The following is a 25,462-nucleotide window of genomic DNA, read 5'->3' on the forward strand; positions in this document are numbered from 1 at the left end:
GCACTAGATGGATTGTGTATCATATTCTATTCAAGCGTAATATCTTGTAGTTCACTCGATGCTGCTTGCAATATCCTCATTTAACCCAATATTTTTCTACTCGCCCATTTAACAGAGTTTCCATGCCTGAATTACCTGAAGTTGAAACCACGAAAACCAGCTTGCTCCCTTTGCTGAATCAAAAAGTACTTTCTGTTCAAGTCAATAATTCAAGTCTGAGATGGCCTATACCAAATGATGTAAATCAATTGGTCGGTCAACGACTAATAGGGCTAACACGTCGATCCAAATATATTTTGGCACAATTTGAAAATGTGACCATGTTATGGCACTTGGGCATGTCAGGAAGCTTTCGTTTGAGTGATTCATGTGATGCGTTGAGAAAGCATGATCATTTCATCATTCAATTCGATGATATCCAATTACGCTACCACGATCCTCGTCGTTTTGGTTGCATTTTATGGCTAGATGATCATGCTCAATCCAAACTTTTAGATACGCTTGGCCCTGAACCTTTAAGTGAAGCTTTTAATGCGGACTATCTAGAGCAGAAATTTAAAAATAAGAGTGTTGCAGTCAAAGTTGCAATTATGGATAACCACATTGTTGTGGGTGTTGGAAATATTTACGCAACTGAAAGTCTGTTTAATTTGGGCATTCATCCTGCACAACCTGCCTCTAGTCTTACACGGTCACAAATTGAAAAATTTGTCATTGAAATAAAACGAATCCTTAAACAAGCAATTGATTTAGGCGGATCTACTTTACGTGATTACACCAATGCCATGGGCGAAAATGGCTACTTTCAACAAACGCTATTGGCTTATGGGCGCGCTGGTGAAATGTGCATCAACTGTGAAACAACTTTAGAAAATATTAAACTCGGGCAACGTGCTTCTGTTTTTTGCCCTGCGTGTCAACCGCTTAAGCGACTTCAAGCCTCAAAGAATCCTGTATCAAAGGTAAAATCCAAATGAAATCAGCAATTGTTCGGCATATTTTAGTCAAAGATAAAGACCTGTGTATCCAACTTAAACAAAAGCTTAAAGACGGTGCTGATTTTGCTAAAATTGCTAAGCAACACTCAACTTGTCCCTCAGGAAAAAAAGGAGGGGAATTAGGTGAGGTTAAGAAAGGACAATTGGTTGGTCCTATCGATAAGGCAGTTTTTAGTTTGGCTGAACGTGAATTACATGGCCCAATTAAGAGTCAATTCGGCTGGCATTTACTCGAAATTAAATTTCGTATGGATTTTTAAACTTTCTGGATTTCCCTCTCCTTTTAGGAGATGAGAAGCATCACTTCGCAAGGGAGAGCTAAGAATCAATCCCTCGCAGCCTCCCTTTAACAAATGGGGATTTAAAAAAATGATGAGATATAAAAAACGGCGCATTTAGCGCCGTTTTCATTGTAAAAGCATTAACCTTTACGTTTTAATTCGTCACGAATTTCACGAAGTAATTCGATATCTTCTGGAGTAGCTTCAGGTGCTGGAGCTTCCTCCTCTTGCTTACGACGCATTTTATTCATCAATTTCACTAACCAGAATACCACCCATGCAAGCAGGATAAAGTTAATGAGAATCGTCAAGAAATTACCGTAAGCCAAAACATTTAAACCCGCTTCTTGAGCGGCAGCAAGCGTTGTAAGGTTATTTGGATTATCGCCTAATACAACAAACCAGTTTGAATAATCAACATCACCGCCTAAGATCCAACTGATAATTGGCATGATGACATCTTTCACCATTGAATCGATGATTTTACCAAACGCCCCACCAATGATCACACCGACCGCCAGATCCATTACATTGCCTTTTACGGCAAATTCTTTAAATTCTTTAATAATGCTCATTTTTTCTCCAAAATTTTTCTATGCATTAATGTGACATAATATACATTATTCTTAATGATATTTCCGTCTAAACTCGTTGGTTTTCCACCAAAATCATAAGTATCTCTGTTTAAATAAACAAGATCTTGTCCAAATCAACTACAACAATTCAACAACTTTTATTTCATATCTTAAATGATGTAGTCAAGATATAAAAAAACCGCTCTTTTGAGCGGTTTTTTATTTAAATCAATTAAGATTTATTACGTTTACGTTCGTTTTCAGTCAACCAACGCTTACGAATACGAATTGATTTAGGTGTAACTTCAACAAGCTCATCATCTTGAATAAATTCAAGTGCTTGTTCTAACGTATATTCAATCGCAGGAACAAGTGTTAATGCATCATCAGTACCTGATGCACGAACGTTTGTTAATTGTTTCGCTTTAGTTGGGTTTACAACCATATCGTCAGAACGAGAGTTAATACCAATAATCATACCTTCGTAAACTTCTAACTGAGGTTTAGCAAATAGACGACCACGGTCTTGTAAACTGAACAATGCATAGCCCAAGCATGTACCTTGAACCATAGAAATCAACACACCGTTTTGACGTTTTGCAACAGAACCTTGTTTCATTGGTCCATAGTGCGAGAAACTTGAGGTCATGATACCAGTACCTGAAGTCATGGTCATGAATTCTGAACGGAAACCAATCAAGCCACGTGAAGGTACAGTTGCTTCAATACGAATACGACCTTTACCGTCGACTTCCATATTGGTCATTTCACCTTTACGGTTACCCATTTGTTCCATTACAGCACCTTGATGCTGTTCTTCTACGTCAAATGTTACGTTTTCGTATGGCTCTTGCATTTCGCCGTCAATCTCTTTCAAGATTACTTGCGGACGAGATACACCCATCTCGAAGCCTTCACGACGCATGTTTTCGATCAATACCGAAAGGTGAAGTTCACCACGGCCCGACACTTTAAAACGGTCAGGACTGTCAGTATCTTCTACACGAAGTGCTACGTTGTGAATTAATTCGCGATCAAGACGTTCACGGATGTTACGTGAGGTCACAAACTTACCTTCTTTACCGGCGAATGGTGAGTTGTTAACTTGGAATGTCATCGATACTGTAGGCTCATCTACAGAAAGCGGTGGCAATGCTTCAACATGTTTAGGATCACAAATCGTGTCAGAGATATGAAGTTCGTCCATACCTGTTACACATACGATGTCACCTGCAGAAGCAGATTCAACGTCGATACGCTCTAAACCATGGTAACCCATGATTTTTAAGATACGACCGTTACGTGTTTTACCATCTTTGTCGATTACCGTTACAGGTGTGTTCAATTTCACTGAACCACGTTGGATACGACCAACACCAATAACACCAACGAAGCTGTTATAGTCAAGTGAAGACACTTGCATTTGGAATGGACCATCAACATCCACTGCTGGCGGCTCAACGATGTCTACGATTGTTTGGAACAACGGAGTCATGTCTTCAGCCAATTCTTCTGGTGAAGGACCTGCTACACCACGAAGACCAGAAGCATAAACCACAGGGAAGTCTAACTGTTCGTCAGTACCACCAAGGTTATCAAATAAATCGAATACTTGATCGATTACCCAGTCAGGACGCGCATTAGGCTTGTCAACTTTGTTGATAATTACGATTGGTTTTAAACCACGTGCGAACGCTTTTTGCGTTACGAAACGAGTTTGTGGCATTGGACCTTCTTGTGAGTCTACCAAAAGAAGTACACAGTCAACCATCGACATTACACGTTCAACTTCACCACCGAAGTCGGCGTGTCCCGGGGTATCCACGATGTTGATACGGTATTCAGTATCAGTACGTTTATCTAACCATTTGATTGCAGTATTTTTTGCAAGAATGGTAATACCACGTTCACTTTCAATAGCGCCTGAATCCATGACACGCTCGATCTCACCCGCGCGTTCACCCAAAGCACCTGATTGTTGTAAAAGTTTGTCGACAAGAGTCGTTTTACCATGGTCGACGTGTGCGATGATGGCAATATTACGGAGAGTTTTAATATCTGACATGTAAATTCGATACGCTTTAAATTTGAGGGCAAATTATACAGAAAAATCCTAAACTTTTATAGTGACTGTTTCTTTACAATTTCATTTTTTTTTGACGAATGGTTATGTTTCGGTTTTGTAAACCCATGTAACTCGATTAGAATGTCGGCACTTTCGCTTAATCTAGATGGTATAGACCATGTCTGCTCCCGACCAATCTCAAGAACCGAAACTCGATCTTGTTTATGGTTTAGACGATAAACCAAAACCGTTCATCGCTTTTCTCGCTGCCATTCAGCATTTACTTGCCATTATTGTTCCGATTGTTACTCCTGGTCTATTGATCTGTTTGGCTTTAGGTGTTTCTAAAGAAGATACAAACATGATCCTCTCCATGTCATTGGTGATTTCAGGTATTGCGACATTCTTACAAAGTAAAAAGGTTGGTCCTTTCGGTGCAGGCTTACTGATTGTTCAAGGTACAAGTTTTAACTTTATCGGTCCTATTATTGGGATTGGCTCAGCAATGGTTGCCGCGGGAACTCCAGTTGAAACTGTTATGGGTTCAATTTTTGGTGTCGTGATTGCAGGCTCATTCATTGAAATGGGCGTTTCACGCATATTACCATGGGTGAAAAAACTCATTACTCCACTTGTGACTGGTATTGTTGTACTTCTCATTGGCTTAACCTTGATTAAAGAAGGTTTAATCTCAATGGGTGGTGGTTACCAAGCGATGGGGAATAATACTTTTGCCAATACAGACAATCTCATTATGTCTTGTACTGTTTTGGCATTAATCATTCTCTTAAACCGCTTAAATGTTACATGGGTCAAGAGTAGTGCGATATTAATTGCACTGATCGTAGGTTATGCGTTAGCAGGCTTCATGGGCCATTTAGATTTTTCTGGCTTAGAAAATGCACCTTTGGTTCAAATCCCTACACCAATGCACTTTGGCTTAGACTTCTCTTGGAGTTTATTTATACCAATGGCATTTATTTATCTGGTTACTTCATTAGAAGCGATTGGTGATATCACCGCGACCTCTAAGTTGTCTAATCAGCCTGTTGATGGTCCGAAATGGATGGAGCGCATTAAAGGTGGTGTACTCGTCAACGGTGCAAACTCCTTACTCGCAGGCTTATTTAATACTTTCCCGAGTTCTGTTTTTGCTCAAAACAACGGAGTAATCCAATTAACTGGTGTCGCTAGTCGCCATGTGGGTATATGGATCGCCGCTCTATTAGTTATTTTGGGTTTACTACCAGCAGTGGCTGCCATCATCCAAGCTGTTCCTCAAGCTGTACTGGGGGGCGCTGTCATGGTGATGTTTGGGGCTGTTGCAGCATCCGGGATTAATATCCTTTCTGGTATTCAGCTTGACCGCCGTGCATTGCTTATTATTGCAATTTCACTTGCTCTTGGTTTAGGTGTTGCTCAAGTTCCACAGATTCTTGAACATATGCCTGAACTCATTCGTAATATATTTAGCTCTGGTGTAGCAACTGGCGGCATTGCAGCCTTGATCTTGAACTTCGTTCTACCTGAAGCAAAGAAATAATTTAGATTGAATCAAAGACTGCCCAGCATTGTCTGGGCTCTTTTATTCTGTGGAGAAATATATGGTTCCTCAAAGTGAAGTTGTTATTCGTCAACATAACTTTCTGAAAGGTCGAATATTATTAGTCAATGCGCCAACTGATGACTTAAGCACTCAGCTCGATAAAAATATTCAGACTTCAGTATGGACATGGAATTATAACGACTTTCTATTTTTCCAAAATCAAAATATTCCTGTTCATTTTGGGACGGATATCCCTCAAGCAGAATATGATCAAGTCATTGTTTTTGTGCCTAAAGCCAAAGAGCTTTTGAATTACTTACTACACTGTGTGATATTAAAACTCGGTCTTGGTGGATCAATTTTTCTTGTGGGTGAAAAGAAAGGTGGCGTTGAACGAGCAGCAAAACAACTCGTTCCATTTGGCAAATGTGTCAAACTAGACAGCGCTCGTCATTGTCAAATGTGGCAATTAATAATCGATCAGACTCCTACGCCTCGAGCTTTAGAAAATTGGGCTCAACAATATACAATTCAAACACCGAATGGCGAATTACAGATTTATGCTTTACCTGGTGTATTTAGTCAAAATAAACTTGATATTGGTACAGCTGTATTTCTCCCCTACCTCAATCGAGTGAGTTCAGGTAAAATCGCTGACTTCGGTTGTGGTGCTGGCATTATCAGTGCATATTTAGCCAAATTGAATCCCAAAAATCGTATTTTTGCGCTTGATGTGGATGCTTTTGCGCTCGCCTCCACCCGCCTAACATTTGAAAAAAATAATTTGTCACCAGAACAGCTCGAAATCAAAGCTGTGACTGGCATTGAAGATGCGCCACTATTTTTACATGCCATCGTCAGTAACCCTCCTTTCCATCAGGGTATATACACTGATTACAATGCGAGTGAGAATCTTTGTAAGACATCACGTCGCCATCTAAAATCTGGTGGTGAACTTTGGATCGTGGCAAATCGTTTTTTAAACTACCCAACTCTCATTGAGCAAAATTTTGGTCAATGTGAAACTTTGACTGATCAACAAGGCTTTAAAGTACTGTTTGCAAGTACTCAAAAGAAATCATAAGGAACTTTCGATGAGCGAAACCGGTCAACTTAAGCGAAAGCTTGGAGCACGCCATCTTAATATGATCGCCATTGGTGGTTCTATCGGTACAGGACTATTCCTAGCTTCGGGTGCAACAATTGCCAATGCTGGCCCTGGTGGTGCATTACTTGCCTATTGTTTAATTGGCGTAATGATTTACTTCCTCATGACCAGCTTAGGCGAACTCGCAACACACAATCCAACATCAGGTGCTTTCTTCACTTATGGCACCAAATATGTCGAAGGTGGATTTGGATTCGCACTAGGATGGAACTATTGGTACAACTGGGCGATAACCGTCGCATTTGAACTTGTTGCAGTTCAATTCATCATGAAATTTTGGTTTCCTGATATCCCAGGTTTCTATTGGAGTGCCATTTTCCTTGCTATCGTTTTTGGTATTAATGCCTTAACAGTCAAAGGTTTTGGTGAGTCTGAGTTCTTTTTCTCACTCATTAAAGTTCTTGCCATAATTGCATTTATCATCATTGGAATTTTCATGATTGCCAAAATCATGATGACACCCAATGTTGCAACTTTCGCAAATTGGTCAAAGGGAGAAGCGCCATTTGTAGGTGGTTTGTCGGCATTAATTGGTGTTGCGATGATCGCAGGATTCTCATTTCAAGGTACTGAAATGGTTGGTGTTGCCGCTGGTGAGTCGAAAGATCCGAAGAAAACCATTCCTATTGCGATTAAACAGATCTTCTGGCGTATTCTCTTATTCTATATCGTATGTATTTTTATTATCGGTACATTGATTGCGTATGATGATCCTCGTCTAATGCAAGCTGCTTCAGATGAGAATATTGCATTATCACCTTTTACTTTACTCTATGAACAAGCAGGCTTTGCTTTCGCTGCAAGTGTCATGAATGCGGTCATTCTTACGGCTATCCTTTCTGCCGGAAATTCAGGAATGTACTCTTCCACACGAATGCTGTTTGATATGGCAAAAAATGGAAGTGCACCCAAAGTTTTCTCCAAACTTGATGGTCGCGGTGTACCAATGAATGCACTTTATGCTACGACAGCAATCGCAGCACTATGCTTCTTGACGACATTTATTGGTGAAGAGGAAGTATTTAATTGGCTTCTGAATATGTCTGGTATGTGTGGCTTTATCGTATGGCTCGGTATCGCAATCTCTCATTACCGATTCAGGAAAGGCTATTTGGCTCAAGGATATAAGTTAGAAGATTTAGCATATCGTGCAAAATTTTTCCCTTTTGCACCGTGGTTCGCTTTTATTTTGTGTGCAATCGTTGTGTTAGGTCAAAATTATCAAGCCGTACTTGATGGGGAGTGGATCGCAGTAGTCTCCACATATATTGGGATCTTCTTATTCTTAGCAATATGGCTAGTTTATAAGTTCAAGTACAAAACCAAGTTGATTCAATATCAAGATATGGATGTAAAACCAATTCAAGTCGATCAAGACTAATAAAATAAAAAAACAGCTCAAATTGAGCTGTTTTTTTATTGTTAGATTCTGATCTTATTGTATTTTTAAGGTTAAATTCACTCGACGATTCAATGCTCGACCCTCTTCTGTCGTGTTATCCGCAATTGGCTGATTTGGGCCATAGCCTTGTGTCGAAATTTGTTTAGGATCAACATTATATTGCATCACCAATTCATTACGCACAGCATTTGCTCGCTCAAGAGATACTTTTTGATTCGCTGATACTGACCCTCGATTATCTGTATGTCCATCCACTTGAAGTATAAAACTTTTATTCTGCGCCAGAATTTTTGAAGCTGCTGTTAAATAAGGTTCATATCGGACATCTATTTGACGGGAATTGTGATTAAAATACAGCGGTAGACCTTGTTTTAATTCATTTAGTATCTTTTGATCCAAGTCTTGTACACTATTAGTTGATTGTATCTTTGTCGTTGCACAAGCTGTCAAAGTTAAAGTAATGCATAGGCTTGCTATTAAACTATATTTCATCTTTATTCTCATTGTGTTGTTGATTATATTTTGTGAAATATATCACATTTATAAAAAATGGGTAAAAAAAACAGCTCCGAAGAGCTGTCTTTTATAATCTATTAAAGATTATTGAGCTGCTGCTTCAGGTTGAGCAACTACTGTACGGCTACCAGAAATCGTAGCGAATACACGACGGTTCATCGCACGACCTTCTTTAGTTGCGTTGTCAGCAATTGGTTGATCCCAAGCGAAACCTTGAGTCGCTAAACGAGAAGCGTCAATGTTGTATTCACTTACAAGAGCAGATTTCACAGAGTTAGCACGAGCTAAAGATAAACGTTCGTTCAACGCACGCGGACCAGTATTATCAGTGTGACCTTCAATACGAGCAGTTGCATTTGGATATTCGTTTAATTTTTCAGCTACTTTAGCAATTTCAGGCTTGTACTGATCTTTGATGTTAGACTTGTTCGTATCGAAGAATACGCGAAGTTCCATGTTAAGATCTTCAGTCAACTCTTGTGGAGCTGGTTGAACTGGAGCTGGAGCTGGTTGAACTGGAGCAACTTCTACTACTTCAGCAGCTGGCTTCAAGTGACCGCCTAAAACTACGTTAAGACCAGCAAGTGCTGTGTAGTTCCAGAAATCTTCGTCGATGTTATAAGTTGCACGAGCTTCTGTACGAACAGATAGAGCATCGTTCAAGCGCCAGAAAGCACCCACACCCGCATTACCTAAAGTACCTTCATCATCTTTAAGATTTACACCATCGTATTCATATTTGTAGTGACCAGCACCTAAAAGAACGTACGGCTTAATTTTGCTGTCATAGTTCTTAGTGATTAAATCAGAAGTAACATAGAAGTTACCATTGATTTGAGTTTGCTTGTACTCGCCAACATCAGTACCAGTAATTGTGCCTTCGATATCACCTTTTACTTGGTTATATTCAGCTTCAAAACCTAACCATGGAGTAAGCTCAATACCTAACGCAGCACCAACGAATAAATCGTCTTGTAATTCGATATTGCTGTCAGATAAATGATCAGCAGCACCGTTATTATGTTGAGTGTCTTGGAATGTGTAACCCACTAATAGTGGAGTAACAGTTACACCAGCATTAGCAGCAGCGAATGGAGCAGCAACAAGCATAGCAAGTGCGATACGACTCAATTTCATGGATATCCTCCAGAGATAACAATTGTTTTTCAAGCTCAGCCTAAAATAATTATGGCTTCCTGAGATAGGCTTTTTTATACCCCAGTATTTTTTTTAAGCTACTCATGTTGAATCATACAAACACTTAAAGTGAATTCCAAGTGTTTGATTACTTTAATCAAGTAAATTATTGACAAAATTACTTACAATTTCCGTTGTAATTCGGTAATTTTTTACTCAATTTATCAGCATGAATAACTTATCTTTTCATTTTTGGTATATTAACAGCATTCAAAGGTGATAGTAATCATTTTTTAGCACTTCAGCTTATAATACAACTTCACCAAGATTATCTATAAATTCAAATAATTAACAAATACTAGAAGCTTTAAAATGTATTCCTATTGTAAATCTCTTGCTTTTACCCTTTTAGAACTCATTTTCACGATCGTCATTATTAGTATTCTTGTGATGATAGCACTCCCTCATTATCATGAATTTCGTGAAAATCAAGAAAGGGCGCAAATTCTTAGCACGGTACGGCAGGCCATCAGCCAAGCTAAAGCCAATGCTGTAAGTTACCGAAGCCCTGTGATTATCTGTGCTTCTCAAGATTTAAAATCGTGTACGAACAGTCAATGGCATAAAGGGTTTATCATCTTTCTAGATCAGAATCACAATCAAGAATTCGATCCTCACGAAAAGCTTATTCAAGTTACTACGACTGATTATCAATATGGTGATTTTAGTTGGAGAGGTGGTGTTACCAGTAGGAATACAATCACCTTTCAACCAGACTCTGGTTTACCACGTGGATCAATGGGACATTTCAAATACTGTGCACATTCAAATAAATCAAATCTAATCGTTAGACTATCAATGATGGGACAGACTCGTCTTGAAGAAACTAAGACATGTGAATGACAACTTATCAGTCACATTTTACACACTATAGCCAATATTAATTGGCCTGATATTACATATACTCAAGCTGTAAAACAAAGCTAAATAAATTGGAGAGAATAATGACTGATATCGTCATCCTTAATGGTGCACGTACAGCAATGGGCGGCTTTCAGGGAAGTTTATCAAGTGTGACTGCACCAGAACTGGGTGCAGCGACCATTAAAGAGGCTATCTCACGCTCGGGTTTGCAGCCAGCAGACATTGAAGAAGTCATTATGGGTTGCGTTTTGCCTGCAGGTTTAAAACAAGGCCCTGCTCGCCAAGCCATGCGCAAAGCTGGTCTACCTGACTCGACAGGTGCAGTGACAATCAATAAATTATGTGGGTCAGGCATGAAAGCTGTGATGCAAGCAGCTGATATGATTAAAGCTGGTTCAGCAAATTTTGTGGTTGCAGGCGGTATGGAGTCTATGACCAACGCTCCTTACGTCTTACCTAAAGCACGTGGTGGTTACCGCATGGGTCATGGTGAAATCAAAGATCATATGTTCTTCGATGGTTTAGAAGATGCTGAAACTGGTCGTTTAATGGGCTCATTTGCTCAAGATATGGCTAATACCAAAGGTTACACCCGTGAGCAAATGGATGACTTCGCAATACGTTCATTAAGACGCGCTCAAACTGCGATTACTGAAGGCTACTTCAACGATGAAATCATCCCTGTTACTGTGTCAACACGTAAAGGTGATGTCATTGTAGATAAAGATGAGCAACCTTTTAACGCAAACATCGATAAAATCCCAACACTTCGCCCAGCTTTTGCTAAAGATGGTACGATCACTGCTGCCAATGCCAGCTCGATCTCTGATGGTGCTTCAGCCTTGGTTATCAGCTCATCTGAGCAAGCACATGCAAAGGGTTTAAATCCTTTAGCCAAAATTGTGGCATATGCTTCTAATTCACAACATCCGTCTGAATTTACGATTGCACCAGTCGGTGCAATCCAAAAGGTTCTCGATAAAACAGGTTGGGATGTCGCAGAAGTCGACCTTTGGGAAATCAACGAAGCTTTTGCAATGGTCACGATGTGTCCTATTGATGAGTTCAAACTCGACCCTGAAAAAGTAAATATCAACGGCGGAGCATGTGCTTTAGGACATCCAGTAGGATCTACAGGTTCACGGATTATTTTAACGTTAATCCATGCACTTAAACGCACAGGTGGTAAACGTGGTATTGCTGCGCTTTGTATCGGTGGTGGCGAAGCAACTGCAGTGGCGATTGAGTTAATCTAAAGCTTCTAAAGCCCCTCCTCTACAAAAAGAAGGGAAATAAAAAAGCCTCTGCTTAGCTAGAGGCTTTTTTATAATCTCAATTCAAAGCATAACTTTGAATTATTAGACTTAAAGAATTTCTTTACGTAGTTGCTCTGGAGATTTCATTGACAATAAGCCTGGTGCAACGTCAAATGCAGTTTTCGCGCCATATTGACCCATTTGATTCATGCGGTAGCATGCACGTGCATAAGCCACAAGTACACTTGCAGTAAACTCAGGATTGCTATCTAATTTCAACGAAAACTCCATTACTTGAGTCTGCTCTGCACTACTATTACCACTGCGAATGACAAATCCACCATGGGGCATACGATTATGCTCGTTACGAAGCGTTTCTTCATCAATGAAGTTCACAGTCGTGTTGTACTCTGCAAAATAGTCTGGCATGGTCACAATCGCCTGCTTTACGGCTTCAGCGTCAGCACCATTTTCAAGCACAACATAACATTCACGAGTATGCTTTTCTTTAGTGGTTAATACAGGACGTGAACCACTACGAACTTTATCAATCGCATCTTGTGATGGAATAGTATATTGAACACCTGCTTTAACACCCGCCACACGGCGAATCGCATCTGAGTGACCTTGACTCAAACCCTTACCCCAGAAAGTATAGGTTTCACCATCTGGTAATAATGCCTCACCAAATAGACGATTAATTGAGAACATGCCTGGATCCCATCCAATCGAAATCATTGCCGTTTTTTTGTTAGCAAGTGCAGGCTCATTCACTGCTTCAAAAAACTCAGGAATACGTGCATGCGTATCAAAACTATCTACTGTGTTGAATTTACTTGCCAATTCTGGTGTTTGTTTTGGAAGATCATCTTTAGATCCACCACATAAGATCAACACATCAATTTTGTCTTGAAGGTCATTTAAGTCATCCATATGAAAAACTTTCGTGTCACTAAAGCAAGGAGACACTGATTCAGGTGCACGGCGTGTAAAAATTCCCACAAGCTCTAAATCTGGGTTCTTTTGAATTGACGTTTCAACGCCACGACCGAGGTTGCCATAACCCACAATACCAATACGAATCAAATTTTGCATAACAACTGCTTCACTATTTAAATGATGGCAAGATCACTAGACTGAGTACTAAACATATACCGCAAAACAGTCTGATTGAATGGAGAAAAACCCGCACCAAAAATGATCAAATGAATACTAACATACTACAATAAACTGCACTTTTTTGGAGCAAATTTATCATTTAAATCAGTGTTAATCGATCAATTGAATCATATAAAAAACCGCTGCACTAAAGGCTTTGTCGCTATATATTTCTGAATGAATTAAAAAATTCTGCTCTAAATAGACTTATGATTAAACTTTGACCTTCTATGTGTCATTTTGAATAGCGCTTAGGCTGAACTATGAATACCGAAATCTTGTTTCCATCAAATAAAAAAAACTGAACCTAAGTTCAGTTTTTTTATCACTTAATAAAATTAAGCACCCGTTTGATAATTTGGTTTTGGTACAGCGGTGGACGCTTGGTAAGGTTGAGTAAAGTCGTTTAAACCTGCTGCTGCTTCTGCAATATCTTTACCCTCTTTAATCACAAAAGTATCGAAACCAGAACGCTTCATGTAGTTCAACACGTCTTTGAATACATCACCTATTGCACGAAGTTCGCCTTGGAAGCCTTGGCGACGTAACAATGCGGCAAATGAATACCCACGACCATCATTAAAACCTGCAAACTCAATAAAAATTGCATCAAGCTGATCAAGTGGGAATTCATTGTTTTCAGGTGAGGCATCTACGGTTAGGTAAAGTGCTTTTTTACCTGAAACATTGGCAAGCTGGTCTAACTGCTCCACCGTTAAAACCACATCACCTTGTGGCAATACGCCATCTTCACCAATCAGTTGATAAGTATTGTCTGCAATCGTGCCATCCTTAGAGAGCACTTGTAGTGCGGTATTAAGCATATGCACGCTCCTTAAATGGTTGAATGCCGACACGGCGATAAGTATCAATGAACTCTTCACCTTCTTGACGTAAATCAAGATAAGTGTTCAAAATTTCTTCCACCACATCTGGTACTTTTTCAGCAGCAAATGATGGTCCTAAGATGTCACCGATTGAAGCATCATGGTCTGCATTACCACCCAATGTAATTTGGTAGAATTCTGCGCCTTTCTTGTCGACACCTAAAATACCAATATTACCCACATGGTGATGACCACAGGCATTCATACAACCTGAGATGTTCAAGTCTAATTTACCTAAGTTGTAAATCGTATCTAAATCATCAAAACGGCGTGAAATCGCTTCAGAAATCGGAATAGATTTCGCATTTGCCAACGAACAGAAATCACCACCTGGACAGCAGATAATATCAGTTAAGAAACCAATGTGCGCGCGAGCCAAGTTATTCTTTTCAAGAATCGCCCAAAGCTCAAATAAATCTTTTTGCGGTACATCGACAAGGGCAATGTTTTGCTCATGCGTGGTACGCAATTCACCAAAAGTGTACTTATCCGCAAGATCAGCAATCAAGTTCATTTCTTCAGTAGTCACGTCACCCGGTGCAACGCCTGCACGTTTCAATGAAATTGTTACGATGCGGTAACCTTTCACTTTGTGTGCATTGGTATTGATGTTAAACCATTGTTTGAATTTCGGATGTGTAGCAAACAGTTCTGAGAAGTCTTCATCTGCATAATCTTGGTACGCAAATGGTGTGAAGTTCTGGTCCATTTTCGCCAGAGTGTCTGCATCAACTTTTAAAGTTTTAATCGTATGTGCAAATTCAGCTTCAACTTTTTCAGCAAAAACTTCAGGTGTTAAAGCTTTTACCAAGATTTTGATACGAGCTTTATATTTGTTATCACGACGACCGTGTAAGTTATACACACGAAGTACTGCTTCTAAGTAAGCAATAAGGTCTTCACGTGGCAACCACTCTTTGATCACAGCACCAATGATCGGTGTACGACCTAAACCACCGCCAACCATGATTTTGTAGCCCATTTCACCCGCTTCATTGCGAACGATATACACTCCGATATCATGAAATGCTGTTGCAGCACGGTCGATTTCAGCAAGTGCAGAAACTGCGATCTTGAACTTACGTGGCAAGAATGCAAATTCTGGATGGAAAGTTGACCACTGACGAATCAACTCACATGTCGGTCTTGGATCTTCAATTTCACCAGCAACGACACCTGCATATTGGTCTGTTGTTGTATTACGAATACAGTTACCAGATGTTTGAATCGCATGCATTTGAACTGATGCCAACTCTTGCAACATGTCTGGCACATTTTCTAATGCTGGCCAGTTAAATTGAAAGTTTTGACGAGTAGAAACGTGTGCATAACCACGGTCATACGCTTTAGCGAGTTCAGCAATTTTACGAAGCTGTTTAGAGTTCATCAAACCATAAGGTACAGCGACGCGAAGCATCGGCGCATAACGCTGAACATATAATCCATTTTGTAAACGTAATGGACGATATTCATCTTCAGTAAGCTTTCCAGCTAAATAACGTTCCGTTTGATCACGGAATTGTGCAACACGTTCATTGATCAGTTGCTGATCGAAATCAGTATATAAATACATGGCGTACAGCTAGTAGTTTAATTTTAACGAAGCACAGCATAGCTTTTATTCATCTATCAATAAAATGCGTTTTTTACATATTTAATAGCGGTTTTATTGATATGTAATCACTCGAATCACTGATATATAGACAAGCTCTGGATTCCAGTACTTATTCCACATAAAGATTTTATTTAACCATTCTTAGCACATAAATTCATATAGATAGTAAATTTGTTCTTTATTAAAAATTATCCGATCGTGATGTATGTATTTTCCCAGTACCCTTCTTTAAATTGACCCTCAATCAATTGCACATAACGACCATGCACATGATCAATGGCAATACAATCATCAACGTCCAAAACCCGATCTGTATGCTGTTTTTGCCAATCTTTTCCAAAGAATGATTTTCCACGCTCTTTAGCCGATGAACTATTTAAAGCGGGTACTAATACATAACGATGTAACTCTCCGAACTCATTAACGTGGTACCCACCTAAATTAATCAACCAGAGTTTCATTTCGTTTTCATTAGGAGCTGCATCTGTAAAATGGATTTGGAATTGCTGCTCATTATACTCCACTCCATTTACCTTCGCCCAAGCATCAATATGTAAACCTTTCTGCTCACCAAACCAAGCATTTTTGAGTTGAGGATAGACTTCTTCTAGTGAATCCCCAACAGCCAAAACCACATCATGCACTTCAGTATTGGCACGTGCATGACGACCACCGAGCATTACAAGAAATAGGCTTGGCATGGTTGATTTCCTTTGGCTTTGACAAGACCATTAATCATACCTGAATTTGGATTTGCCACTACTGAAAAGAATGGATTGGCTGTGTTACTGATTTTTATACAGGGTTTAAAGATTAACCTGACCAATTCAACGATAATGGATACGTGGTGGCGACATGGATGTCCCCCGTTGAGCAGTATTACAAGAATGTAATATCTGCTCAACAGAAAGCCTTCGGTTACTTTGGGCTTTTCCAAAGTAACGTAAAAGTAAGTCCATGAAATAGCTCTTCAAATCTGAATCTCAAATAGATTCACACTCCAAACTGCCTTACTTTTTTTCGGTAAAAGTAACAAAATCATTTTGTATTTCTGATGATACTTGCCTGTATCACAGAAATACAGACGACATCCATGTCGCCGATCCAAAAATCAAATTTTAGGAAAATATTTTAGCTTTTCTAGAGCGCATAAAAAAATCGCATCCAATGGCTTAAATGCGATTTTCTAAATAGCACCTCTCCCCTTACGAAGCAGTGCTTCCCATTCCAAAGGGAGAGGCTTAAAGGGTGAATTACATCTCTACCATTTCCACGCCATCAATGCGTGCAACTGTCATTAAGTCTTTATCACCACGACCTGAAACCGTCGCAATAATAATTTGATCTTTAGACATCGTTGGAGCCAACTTAGTCACATATGCCATCGCATGCGAACTTTCAAGTGCAGGAATAATACCTTCAATCTTAGTTAAGTCACGGAAGCCTTGTAATGCTTCATTGTCATTAATTGGAACATACTCAACACGCTTCATATCTTTTAAGAAGCTATGCTCTGGGCCTACACCAGGATAATCCAAACCTGCTGAAATTGAGTGTGTTTCAATAATCTGACCTTGCGCATCTGACATCAGATAAGTACGGTTACCATGCAGCACACCAACATGACCAGCATTTAATGGAGCAGAGTGTTTGCCAGTTTCAATACCGTAACCAGCAGCTTCAACACCGTACATTTTCACCTCTTGATCATTCAGGAATGGATAGAACAAGCCCATCGCATTTGAACCACCGCCGACACAAGCAACCAATGCATCTGGTAGACGACCTGCTTGCTCTTGAATTTGACGGCGTGCTTCACGACCAATGATCGATTGGAAATCACGTACCAATTGAGGATATGGATGTGGACCTGCAACTGTACCAATCACGTAATAGGTAGAATCGACATTTGTTACCCAATCACGCATGGCTTCATTCATGGCATCTTTTAATGTTTTAGAACCACTTTCGACAGGAACAACAGTCGCGCCCAATAAACGCATACGATATACATTCATCGCTTGGCGTTTCACATCATCTGCACCCATGTATACAACACATTCAAGCCCTAAACGCGCTGCGATGGTCGCTGTTGCCACACCATGTTGACCTGCACCAGTCTCAGCAATAATACGTTTTTTGCCTGATAACTTCGCCAGTAAAGCCTGACCAATCGTGTTATTTACTTTATGGGAGCCAGTATGGTTCAAGTCTTCTCGTTTTAAATAGATTTGTGCACCACCCAACTCCTTTGACCATCGCTCAGCATAATAAAGCGGACTTGGACGACCTACATAAAAAGCGAGGTCACGGTCGAATTCTGCCAAAAACTGTTCGTCATTTTTCATTCGGAAATACAGTTGCTCTAGATCTTCTAGTGCAGCCATTAGAGTTTCTGACACAAAACGTCCGCCATGGATACCGAAATGCCCTTTTGCATCAGGGTATTGGGTATAGTCAATCACTTGATCTTGTTGATTAACGGTTTGCTGATCCACGATGGACTCCTTGCATAAAGCGTTCTACGAGTTGTTGGTCTTTTATACCTTTTGCGGACTCTACACCGCCGCTCACATCCACAGCATATGCTTGTGTTGTAAGAATTGCTTGCTCGATATTGTCAGGGTTTAGTCCTCCTGCCAAGATCAATGGAATATTTAATTTTGGAAATGTTGTCCAATCAAAGCTGTGGCCTGTTCCGCCCTTTAAATCTGGATGCCATGCATCCAACAACACAGCACTCGCACCAAACTTTTGATATTTATTGATTTCTTCAACGATATCTAGTTCTGGTTTTACTTGAATTGCTTTATACCAGCGGCGACCCACTGCTTGAGCAATTTGTTTGCACTGTTCTGGACTTTCATCGCCATGAAACTGCAAAATATCTAAAGGGACTTTTTTAAGTATGTTTTGGATCTCTTCGGCTGAACTATTAACAAATAATCCAACTGATTGAATATAAGCAGGAATCGCTTGAACCAACAGTGCTGCTTGCTCAACATCTACGTGTCTTGGACTTGGTGGAAAAAACACAAGTCCTATGGCATCCGCACCAGCTTGCACAACAGCTTGGACATCTTCTAATCGGGTAATCCCACATATTTTTGCACGAGTTCGCATCTATTCTAGCTCTAATCCACCCTCATCATAGCCGATCTATCATTTTTGGGCGCTTCATTGTAAAGCAATTTTTTCATCTTGCGTAAAGTTCACTCAGAATATTCGGTGTGAAGATTGTTTAAATGAGAAGCGCTCTTTATACTGCGCTCAAATTGCAACAAGTCAAAGCAATCGCTTTAGGGAAGTTGGTGAAAATCCAACACTGCCCCCGCAACGGTAAAAAATGAAAAGCATTTCTCAATAGATTTCTGATTTTTAGAGATTTACACCACTGCATGTCATATGTGGGAAGGTGGAAATGTAAGTAATCCAGTTACTACATTTGAGTCCGGATACCTGCTTGTTGTGTTCTTCCACTCAATCATTCACGGGGAAGTGAATGTATGGAGCACGTTATGTCTATTCAATGTCAACCAACAGCTTTGGTTGGTGCAATCGCTATTGCGATGGGTTTTACTACATCAGTTTTTGCTCAAGAACAAATAACTTCTAATGCAACTTTAGAAACTATTGTAATCACAGCTACTCGCTCAGAAGAAAAGCTTGAAAACGTACCTGCACGTATTTCAATTATCCAGCCACAGATTCTCGAACAGTCACCAATTAAAGCTCTGCCAGACCTACTTAAAACAGATCCTAGCATTAACGTGGTTCAATCTGGCGGTTACGGTCAACAAACTTCAATTTTTTTACGAGGCACGAATTCAAATCAAACTCTAGTGCTACGTGACGGCGTCCGCTTAAATACAGCGACAACTGGTGCTGCCTCTATTCCATTTTTAGACACCACCGATCTTAAACAAATTGAAGTTCTAAAAGGTCCAGCATCTGTACTTTATGGAACTGATGCAATTGGAGGGGTGGTTCAATTTGTCACGCGCACACCAGAAAAAACTACAGCTTTTATTACAGGTGAAATTGGTGAAAATAACACCTATAAATCGATTGTTGGCGCAGATTTAGCTGAAAATGGCATCTATGCACAAGTTCGAGGTCAAATATTAGAAACTGACGGTACGCCAGTATTTAATATGAATGATAAACGTAACTATAGCTTTGATCAAAAAGGTTATAGTGCCAAGTTTGGTATAGATCAAAAACGTTATGCTGCATCTTTAGATTTCAGTCAGAACTCAGGAAATGGGGAATACAACAACTGGGGTACATTCTCAAGTCAAGATTTTGAAAATGAAATCATAAATGCAAAGGGACGCATTAACCCAACTGATCAGCTTGAAGTTCATGCACGTTTATCCCAATTTAAAGATGATTTGGAGCAAGTAACTTCTAATAGTTTTGTACACAGTACAACTCAAGAGGCTGAGCTTTATAGCAAATGGAATTTTGTACCAGCCCAAAATATTCTAGTTGGTGTGACCCAACGTAATACTGAAGCTAAAACCGATGCATTAAACGAAGATATTAATTCAACAGGTTACTATATTCAGCATCAATATCAAGCCGATGGCTTGAGTACGCAAGCTGGCATCCGCTTAGAAGACAATGAAAAGTTTGGTTCACACACAGTCATGCAGGGTGCATTCAGATACCAATTGCTTCCTACAACAAGTATTTACACCAATATTGGCACTGCATTTAAAGCACCTACATTAAATGATCTATATGCCTATGGTGGTAATGAGCAACTTAAGCCAGAAGAAAGCATTTCTTATGAAATTGGTATTGACCAAAAAATCCCTCTTAATATTTCATTGGGTGCTTCTGCTTTCTATACCAAAGTTGATAATCTAATTGATTCAATCTGCGTCAGTACTTGTGATGGCGATTGGGTGAATACGTTCCCAACTTACCAAAACCAAAACGTTGATAAAGCTCAAATGACAGGCGGTGAATTGACAGCACAGTGGATAAATGATCAGTACTTTATCAATGCAGGCTATACATATATCAAAACTGAAGATACTGAAAAAAATACTGAGTTATTACGTCGTCCTCGTCAATCAGTTACTGTTTCAGCAGGTTTACAAAATGCAAATTATGGTTTAAGTGCTTCGCTCGTTGCCAAATCAAAAGCAAAGGATTTTAGCCAAGATATCCCAGGATATGCTCGAGTAGACTTAAATGCATTCTGGAACCTTAACCCGCATGTAAAACTGTTTACCAATATTGAAAACGTTGGTGATGTGAACTATAAAACTGTTCACAGTGCTGGTGAGCAATATTATGTCAATGGTGGACGTTTAGCTTCTGCTGGTGTGACATTCAGATACTAAGCATTCTTTGACTCATAAATACTTTTGAGAATCATGTCATGCCTATGGCATGATTCTTTTCATATCTAGCACTTAAAAAAATTTAAAGGAAACCTCATGGGTCACCGTTTAAGTAAAATTTATACCCGCACGGGAGATACGGGCACTACCGGACTAGGCGATGGTTCACGTGTACCTAAAGATGATTTACGTATTGATGCTTTGGGAGATGTCGATGAGCTCAATGCAGTGATCGGCGTCCTTCGCTCGCATATAGCGATCAGTACCATTACAGATAAATCCGTTTGGGACAATACGCTTGGCCTGATACAACACTGGTTATTCGATTTAGGCGGTGAAGTATGTATCCCGGGCTTTAACTTGGTTCAACCAGTATCAATTGAGTTCTTAGAAAAAGATATTGATCGCATGAATGAAGTATTACCTATGCTCAAGGATTTTATCCTTCCTGCAGGAACTTTGGTCTGTAGCTTTGCACATCAAGCACGTGCTGTCTGCCGTAGAGCTGAACGTAGCGTGATGTCTGTCCATCAACGTGATCAAAATATCCAAGCCACATCATTACAACTTTTGAACCGCTTATCTGATTGGTTATTCGTTGCATCTCGTACCTTACAACGTGCTGAAGGTGGCTCAGAAGTGCTTTGGCAAAAGAATATCAATGAGACAATTGAGCCCTGACCTTAAAAGTGTAAAAAAGGTCTTCATGTTGATTGCCCCATCCACTTAAAATGCTTTTTTGATCAAAATTTTGATTTAAAATCGTCATATTTCATTCATGATTTAGCACTAAAATCACCCTGAAATTTCAGGGTGTTTTATGAAAATAATTGGTCATCGTGGTGCGCGTGGGGAAGCACCTGAAAACACCCTCGGTGGATTTCAATATATTCAAGATATTGGTATCCGCGCTGTAGAATTTGACGTTCGTCAACTCAAAGATAATGCTCTGATCGTGATGCATGATGATGACTTTATTCGTACTACGGGCCAAGCTAAACATTTATACGAATGTGATGAGCAAGATTTAGCGCAGTATAATCATGCCGTAACGTGGTCTGAATGGAATAAAGTCGAAACTACACCGCTACTCGACCAAACCCTCAAAATTATTCATAATTTTAATCATATTGAAGTTGAGGTCAAAGCTGTTGAATCGATAAAGGCCGCAGAAAAAATTGTCGATGCCTTAGATCAACAATTAATTGGCTTTGAAGATTCAGCCATTATCACCAGTTTCGATCCTAAAATTCATCAAGCCCTTCAACAGCAAAAATCAAGGTTTAAGCGTGGATTACTGGTTGAAACCGATATAAAGCATGCAGCCATTGATCAAGCTTTGAAATTTGAATGTTGTCAAATTGGTTGGATGAACGAACTTGCTACAAATGAGATCATTGCATCCACACTTTCCGCAAATTTAAATATTAGTATTTGGACAGTCAATCATATAGATCGTGCGAAACAGCTTAAGGATTTAGGAGTCCAAGGCTTAATTACTGATTATCCCAAGTTAATGATGTCTCACCTATAATATATTTAAATTCATAGCTTTAAGTGATTATTTTTCTCTAATTTATTTTTTGAAATTCGTCCAAAGTCGAATTTATACAATTATGTATTCTGTTACGGTTTAAACAATACAACTGTACAATAATGCTAGTGAACACATGTTCGCCCATGTTAGTATTAACGAGTCTAACCTCACAAATTTGTGAGTGGATTTAGTTTTAACCTATTAAAGGTTCTAGGAGTGCTGTTGGAGATGAATGCTCCCCTACCCAAAGCCCCAATCAACTGGATTGCAGTATTTGCATTGGTGTTTTTACCTATTGTCGCCGTTATTGCGATTCCACTTTATGCTTATCATCATGATTTCTCGCTTGCTGCGTGGATCAGCATGTTTGCGCTGTTGGGTCTGAGCAGTCTTGGCATTACCGCAGGTTATCACCGCTTATGGGCACATCGTGCTTATGAAGCGACTGTACCACTCAAAATCATTTTAATGATTATGGGAACCTTTGCTGTACAAAACAGCATTTTGTATTGGGCCTCAGGTCACCGTACCCATCATCGTCATGTTGATGATGTAGAAAAAGATCCCTACTCAATTAACAATGGTTTCTGGTACGCGCACATCGGTTGGATGCTACGCAACTATCCAGCAGCTGAAGCAAATTACAAAAACGCCCCTGATTTATTGGCTGACAAAATTGTCATGTTCCAAGATAAATATTACATCCCTCTCGTGATTGTCGTTCATGCCGCTATTCTTCTTCCTATTGGATGGGCAGTTGGTGATGTCTGGGGAGTGTTATTGTTGGGTGGTTTAATGCGCTTAATTTTAAGCCATCATGTGACCTTCTTTATCAACTCGCTATGCCATATGTGGGGCAAACGTCCGTACACAGATGAAAATACTGCACGTGACAACTTTGTTCTTGCTATTGCGACTTGGGGTGAGGGTTATCATAACTACCATCATATCTTCCAATACGACTATCGCAATGGCGTAAAATGGTGGCAGTACGATCCAACTAAATGGTTGATCTGGACGTGTTCAAAACTAGGGCTCGCAAAAAACTTACGACGTATTCCAAGTTTTAATATTAAAAAAGCTGAGCTTGCAATGAAGTTTAAATATGCGCAACAAGATCTCGCTGTTTACGGCCATAACGTCAATGATGATATTGTGACAGTTAAAACAAAAATTGCTCAAGAATATGAAGCATTTACGCAAACTCTAAATGATTGGGCGAAGCTTAAAGAGCAAGAAATTAATGCCAAAAAAGCAGCTGTTGCTGAAAAAATTCACCTAATGGATAGTAAACTGAAAGTTGAATTCCAATTGGTTGAACAACGTTTATCTCATCATAGAGAGACATTGAACTTATTGGTTCGTAATTTAAAGAAATCACCAGTATCTGAATAACTTATTCAAGAGACTCTTCAGTTACTCCAAAGCTCCGTTGATCGGGGCTTTTTTTATTTTTTCGATACCATTTCCATTGTAGCAGTCACAGTTTTATGTATTGAATTTTGCTATAGTCAAAGTTGTTTATCACATTTTGAAAAATTATATGCAGTTCAATTCTCGCTATAACACACTACCCGCTCGACTGTATCATCATCAACAACCTCTTCCTCTAAAAGGAGCTAAACCTGGTCATTTTAATGAAGCACTTGCAGATGAGTTACTGTGGACTCAAGAAGATAAAATGAACTGGGTAGAAATTTGTAGCGGGCAAAAAACTTTTGCTGAGTTTGAACCTTTGGCGATGGTATACGCGGGTCACCAATTTGGACAATGGGCTGGACAGCTTGGTGACGGTCGCGGTTTACTCATTGCTCAAATTCTAGATCACAATAACAACACGGTCGATTTACATCTTAAAGGTGCTGGCTCTACCCCCTATTCTCGGAGAGGCGATGGTCGCGCAGTGTTACGTTCCGTTATTCGTGAATATTTGGCTGGACACGCCCTCAATGCCCTAGGTGTTCAATCCAGTAATGCGATTGGTTTTGTATCATCAGATCAAGGTGTACAACGAGAAAAACTTGAACGTGGCGCGATGATGTTGCGTACGTGCGAGACACATATTCGATTGGGTCACTTTGAATGGATTAATCAATTTCAGCCAGATCTACTGCAAGAATTTACGCAAAAGTGCATTGAATGGCACTACCCTGAATGTTTGGAGACAGAACAACCTGTTCTTTCTTTTGCAACTCAAGTCATTCAACGTACTGCGATCATGATCGCCAAGTGGCAACTGATTGGTTTTGCGCACGGGGTCATGAATACTGACAACCTGAATATTACCGGCTCAACTTTAGATTTCGGACCTTATGGTTTTATGGAGCGTTTCCGTCCTAATTGGATCAACAATCATTCTGATTACCAAGGACGCTATACGTATCAGAACCAACCGAGTATCGGGCACTGGAATTTATGGACTTGGTTAAATAGTCTCATTTATCTTTGTCCAGAAAATTATGATCGAGAGCAATGGAAACAAGACTTGTCTTACTGTTTAGAACACTATGAACCAACGTTCCTGGAACACTATAAACTTGGTTTAAGTCAAAAAATGGGATTACCAAGTTTTCATAAAGATAGCTTTGATTGTGGTATGGCTTTTCTACATATTTTACAAACAGAACAACTTGATTACACCCAAAGTTTTATTCGTTTACAGAATAAAGCGTATGAACAAATCAAAGATGATTGCCTTGATCGTATCGCATTTGAGCGGTTTCTTCACCAATATCTCTCAATACGAGAAAATCAAGACACTGACGATCTCGATCAAGCGATGTTAACAGCCAATCCACACTACGTTCTACGAAACCATATGGCACAGAAAGCAATTGAACTTGCTGAACGTGATGATTTCTCTGAAGTTGATCGCTTGTTCAAACTTCTTCAAACACCATACACCAAACAAGAACGTCTTGAACAACCAGAAGACTTAGGCCCTTTAGCTAGTGATGTCCCTGAAATTCAAGTCAGTTGTTCATCATAAGTTATTCACAAACCTCTCTCATTCTGTGGATAATTTAATCATTATCCACAA

Annotated in this window: 22 protein-coding genes and 1 riboswitch; of the genes, 12 read left to right on the top strand and 10 right to left on the bottom strand. The window is 39.7% G+C overall.

Features of this window, described 5'->3' with window-relative positions:
- The first annotated feature begins 122 nt into the window (after window positions 1–122).
- Together mutM and AC1M85_RS11895 are read left to right on the top strand one after the other, a co-directional pair.
- Complete coding sequence (gene mutM / locus AC1M85_RS11890) at window positions 123–977, top strand: bifunctional DNA-formamidopyrimidine glycosylase/DNA-(apurinic or apyrimidinic site) lyase (RefSeq protein ID WP_488213137.1); 855 nt, start codon at window positions 123–125, stop codon at window positions 975–977.
- Complete coding sequence (locus AC1M85_RS11895; RefSeq protein WP_180028291.1) at window positions 974–1,258, top strand: peptidylprolyl isomerase; 285 nt, start codon at window positions 974–976, stop codon at window positions 1,256–1,258. The genes mutM and AC1M85_RS11895 overlap by 4 nt, the downstream gene beginning before the upstream one ends.
- Before the next feature lie 161 nt (window positions 1,259–1,419).
- On the opposite strand, the gene mscL is transcribed toward AC1M85_RS11895, so the two are convergent.
- On the bottom strand, window positions 1,420–1,854 hold the full coding sequence (gene mscL, locus AC1M85_RS11900) for a large conductance mechanosensitive channel protein MscL (RefSeq protein ID WP_035270698.1): 435 nt from the start codon (window positions 1,852–1,854) through the stop codon (window positions 1,420–1,422).
- 232 nt (window positions 1,855–2,086) lie between these two features.
- A complete protein-coding gene (typA, locus tag AC1M85_RS11905) occupies window positions 2,087–3,919 on the bottom strand; it encodes a translational GTPase TypA (RefSeq protein ID WP_035270590.1) in 1,833 nt (610 codons plus the stop codon).
- 178 nt (window positions 3,920–4,097) lie between these two features.
- Between typA and AC1M85_RS11910 the strand changes: the two genes are divergently transcribed.
- From AC1M85_RS11910 to AC1M85_RS11920, 3 genes are all read left to right on the top strand, one after another.
- Window positions 4,098–5,462 carry a uracil-xanthine permease family protein gene (locus tag AC1M85_RS11910; RefSeq protein ID WP_035270592.1) on the top strand — a complete coding sequence of 455 codons (1,365 nt, stop codon included), beginning with the start codon at window positions 4,098–4,100 and terminating at the stop codon, window positions 5,460–5,462.
- 61 nt (window positions 5,463–5,523) lie between these two features.
- Window positions 5,524–6,549, top strand: a complete 1,026-nt coding sequence (locus tag AC1M85_RS11915; RefSeq protein ID WP_092767520.1) for a methyltransferase — start codon at window positions 5,524–5,526, stop codon at window positions 6,547–6,549.
- A gap of 10 nt (window positions 6,550–6,559) precedes the next feature.
- Window positions 6,560–8,014: an amino acid permease gene (locus AC1M85_RS11920; protein ID WP_092767523.1), complete on the top strand. Its 1,455-nt coding sequence runs from the start codon at window positions 6,560–6,562 to the stop codon at window positions 8,012–8,014.
- A 54-nt stretch (window positions 8,015–8,068) separates the two neighbouring features.
- Here AC1M85_RS11920 and AC1M85_RS11925 read toward each other — a convergent pair whose 3' ends face one another.
- Complete coding sequence (locus AC1M85_RS11925) at window positions 8,069–8,527, bottom strand: OmpA family protein (protein ID WP_171260707.1); 459 nt, start codon at window positions 8,525–8,527, stop codon at window positions 8,069–8,071.
- 108 nt (window positions 8,528–8,635) lie between these two features.
- A complete protein-coding gene (gene omp38 / locus AC1M85_RS11930; RefSeq protein ID WP_092767527.1) occupies window positions 8,636–9,688 on the bottom strand; it encodes an outer membrane protein Omp38 in 1,053 nt (350 codons plus the stop codon).
- Window positions 9,689–10,060: 372 nt separating this feature from the next.
- On the opposite strand from omp38, the gene AC1M85_RS11935 reads away from it, so the two are divergent.
- Window positions 10,061–10,591: a GspH/FimT family pseudopilin gene (locus AC1M85_RS11935; RefSeq protein ID WP_092767530.1), complete on the top strand. Its 531-nt coding sequence runs from the start codon at window positions 10,061–10,063 to the stop codon at window positions 10,589–10,591.
- Between the two features lie 101 nt (window positions 10,592–10,692).
- On the top strand, window positions 10,693–11,868 hold the full coding sequence (locus AC1M85_RS11940) for a thiolase family protein (protein WP_488213138.1): 1,176 nt from the start codon (window positions 10,693–10,695) through the stop codon (window positions 11,866–11,868).
- A gap of 108 nt (window positions 11,869–11,976) precedes the next feature.
- Here AC1M85_RS11940 and AC1M85_RS11945 read toward each other — a convergent pair whose 3' ends face one another.
- From AC1M85_RS11945 to AC1M85_RS11970, 6 genes are all read right to left on the bottom strand, one after another.
- Window positions 11,977–12,963, bottom strand: a complete 987-nt coding sequence (locus AC1M85_RS11945; protein ID WP_092767536.1) for a diaminopimelate dehydrogenase — start codon at window positions 12,961–12,963, stop codon at window positions 11,977–11,979.
- Between the two features lie 401 nt (window positions 12,964–13,364).
- Entirely contained in the window at window positions 13,365–13,850 is a 486-nt protein-coding gene (locus AC1M85_RS11950) for a DUF934 domain-containing protein (RefSeq protein ID WP_092767538.1), read from the bottom strand.
- Window positions 13,843–15,486, bottom strand: coding sequence for a nitrite/sulfite reductase (locus AC1M85_RS11955; protein ID WP_092767540.1), 1,644 nt, complete (start codon window positions 15,484–15,486; stop codon window positions 13,843–13,845). Before AC1M85_RS11955 ends, AC1M85_RS11950 begins: the two co-directional genes overlap by 8 nt.
- 230 nt (window positions 15,487–15,716) lie before the next feature.
- Window positions 15,717–16,229: a DUF1543 domain-containing protein gene (locus AC1M85_RS11960; RefSeq protein ID WP_092767542.1), complete on the bottom strand. Its 513-nt coding sequence runs from the start codon at window positions 16,227–16,229 to the stop codon at window positions 15,717–15,719.
- Window positions 16,230–16,781: 552 nt separating this feature from the next.
- Window positions 16,782–18,026 carry a tryptophan synthase subunit beta gene (gene trpB, locus AC1M85_RS11965; RefSeq protein WP_092767544.1) on the bottom strand — a complete coding sequence of 415 codons (1,245 nt, stop codon included), beginning with the start codon at window positions 18,024–18,026 and terminating at the stop codon, window positions 16,782–16,784.
- Window positions 18,007–18,651 carry a phosphoribosylanthranilate isomerase gene (locus tag AC1M85_RS11970; RefSeq protein ID WP_092767547.1) on the bottom strand — a complete coding sequence of 215 codons (645 nt, stop codon included), beginning with the start codon at window positions 18,649–18,651 and terminating at the stop codon, window positions 18,007–18,009. The genes trpB and AC1M85_RS11970 overlap by 20 nt, the downstream gene beginning before the upstream one ends.
- Window positions 18,652–18,793: 142 nt before the next feature.
- A riboswitch (cobalamin riboswitch) is annotated at window positions 18,794–19,009 on the top strand.
- 37 nt (window positions 19,010–19,046) lie between these two features.
- Between AC1M85_RS11970 and AC1M85_RS11975 the strand changes: the two genes are divergently transcribed.
- The 5 genes from AC1M85_RS11975 to AC1M85_RS11995 all read left to right on the top strand — a co-directional run bounded on the left by AC1M85_RS11975 (window position 19,047) and on the right by AC1M85_RS11995 (window position 25,411).
- Complete coding sequence (locus AC1M85_RS11975; protein ID WP_488213139.1) at window positions 19,047–20,885, top strand: TonB-dependent receptor plug domain-containing protein; 1,839 nt, start codon at window positions 19,047–19,049, stop codon at window positions 20,883–20,885.
- Between the two features lie 96 nt (window positions 20,886–20,981).
- Window positions 20,982–21,566: a cob(I)yrinic acid a,c-diamide adenosyltransferase gene (locus AC1M85_RS11980; RefSeq protein WP_092767551.1), complete on the top strand. Its 585-nt coding sequence runs from the start codon at window positions 20,982–20,984 to the stop codon at window positions 21,564–21,566.
- A gap of 139 nt (window positions 21,567–21,705) precedes the next feature.
- Window positions 21,706–22,419, top strand: a complete 714-nt coding sequence (locus AC1M85_RS11985) for a glycerophosphodiester phosphodiesterase (RefSeq protein WP_488213140.1) — start codon at window positions 21,706–21,708, stop codon at window positions 22,417–22,419.
- A 231-nt stretch (window positions 22,420–22,650) separates the two neighbouring features.
- Window positions 22,651–23,817 carry an acyl-CoA desaturase gene (locus AC1M85_RS11990; protein ID WP_035265557.1) on the top strand — a complete coding sequence of 389 codons (1,167 nt, stop codon included), beginning with the start codon at window positions 22,651–22,653 and terminating at the stop codon, window positions 23,815–23,817.
- 148 nt (window positions 23,818–23,965) lie between these two features.
- A complete protein-coding gene (locus AC1M85_RS11995; RefSeq protein ID WP_488213141.1) occupies window positions 23,966–25,411 on the top strand; it encodes a protein adenylyltransferase SelO in 1,446 nt (481 codons plus the stop codon).
- The last annotated feature ends 51 nt before the right edge of the window (window positions 25,412–25,462 follow it).

This window comes from Acinetobacter sp. 24-47-64, from assembly GCF_057737055.1.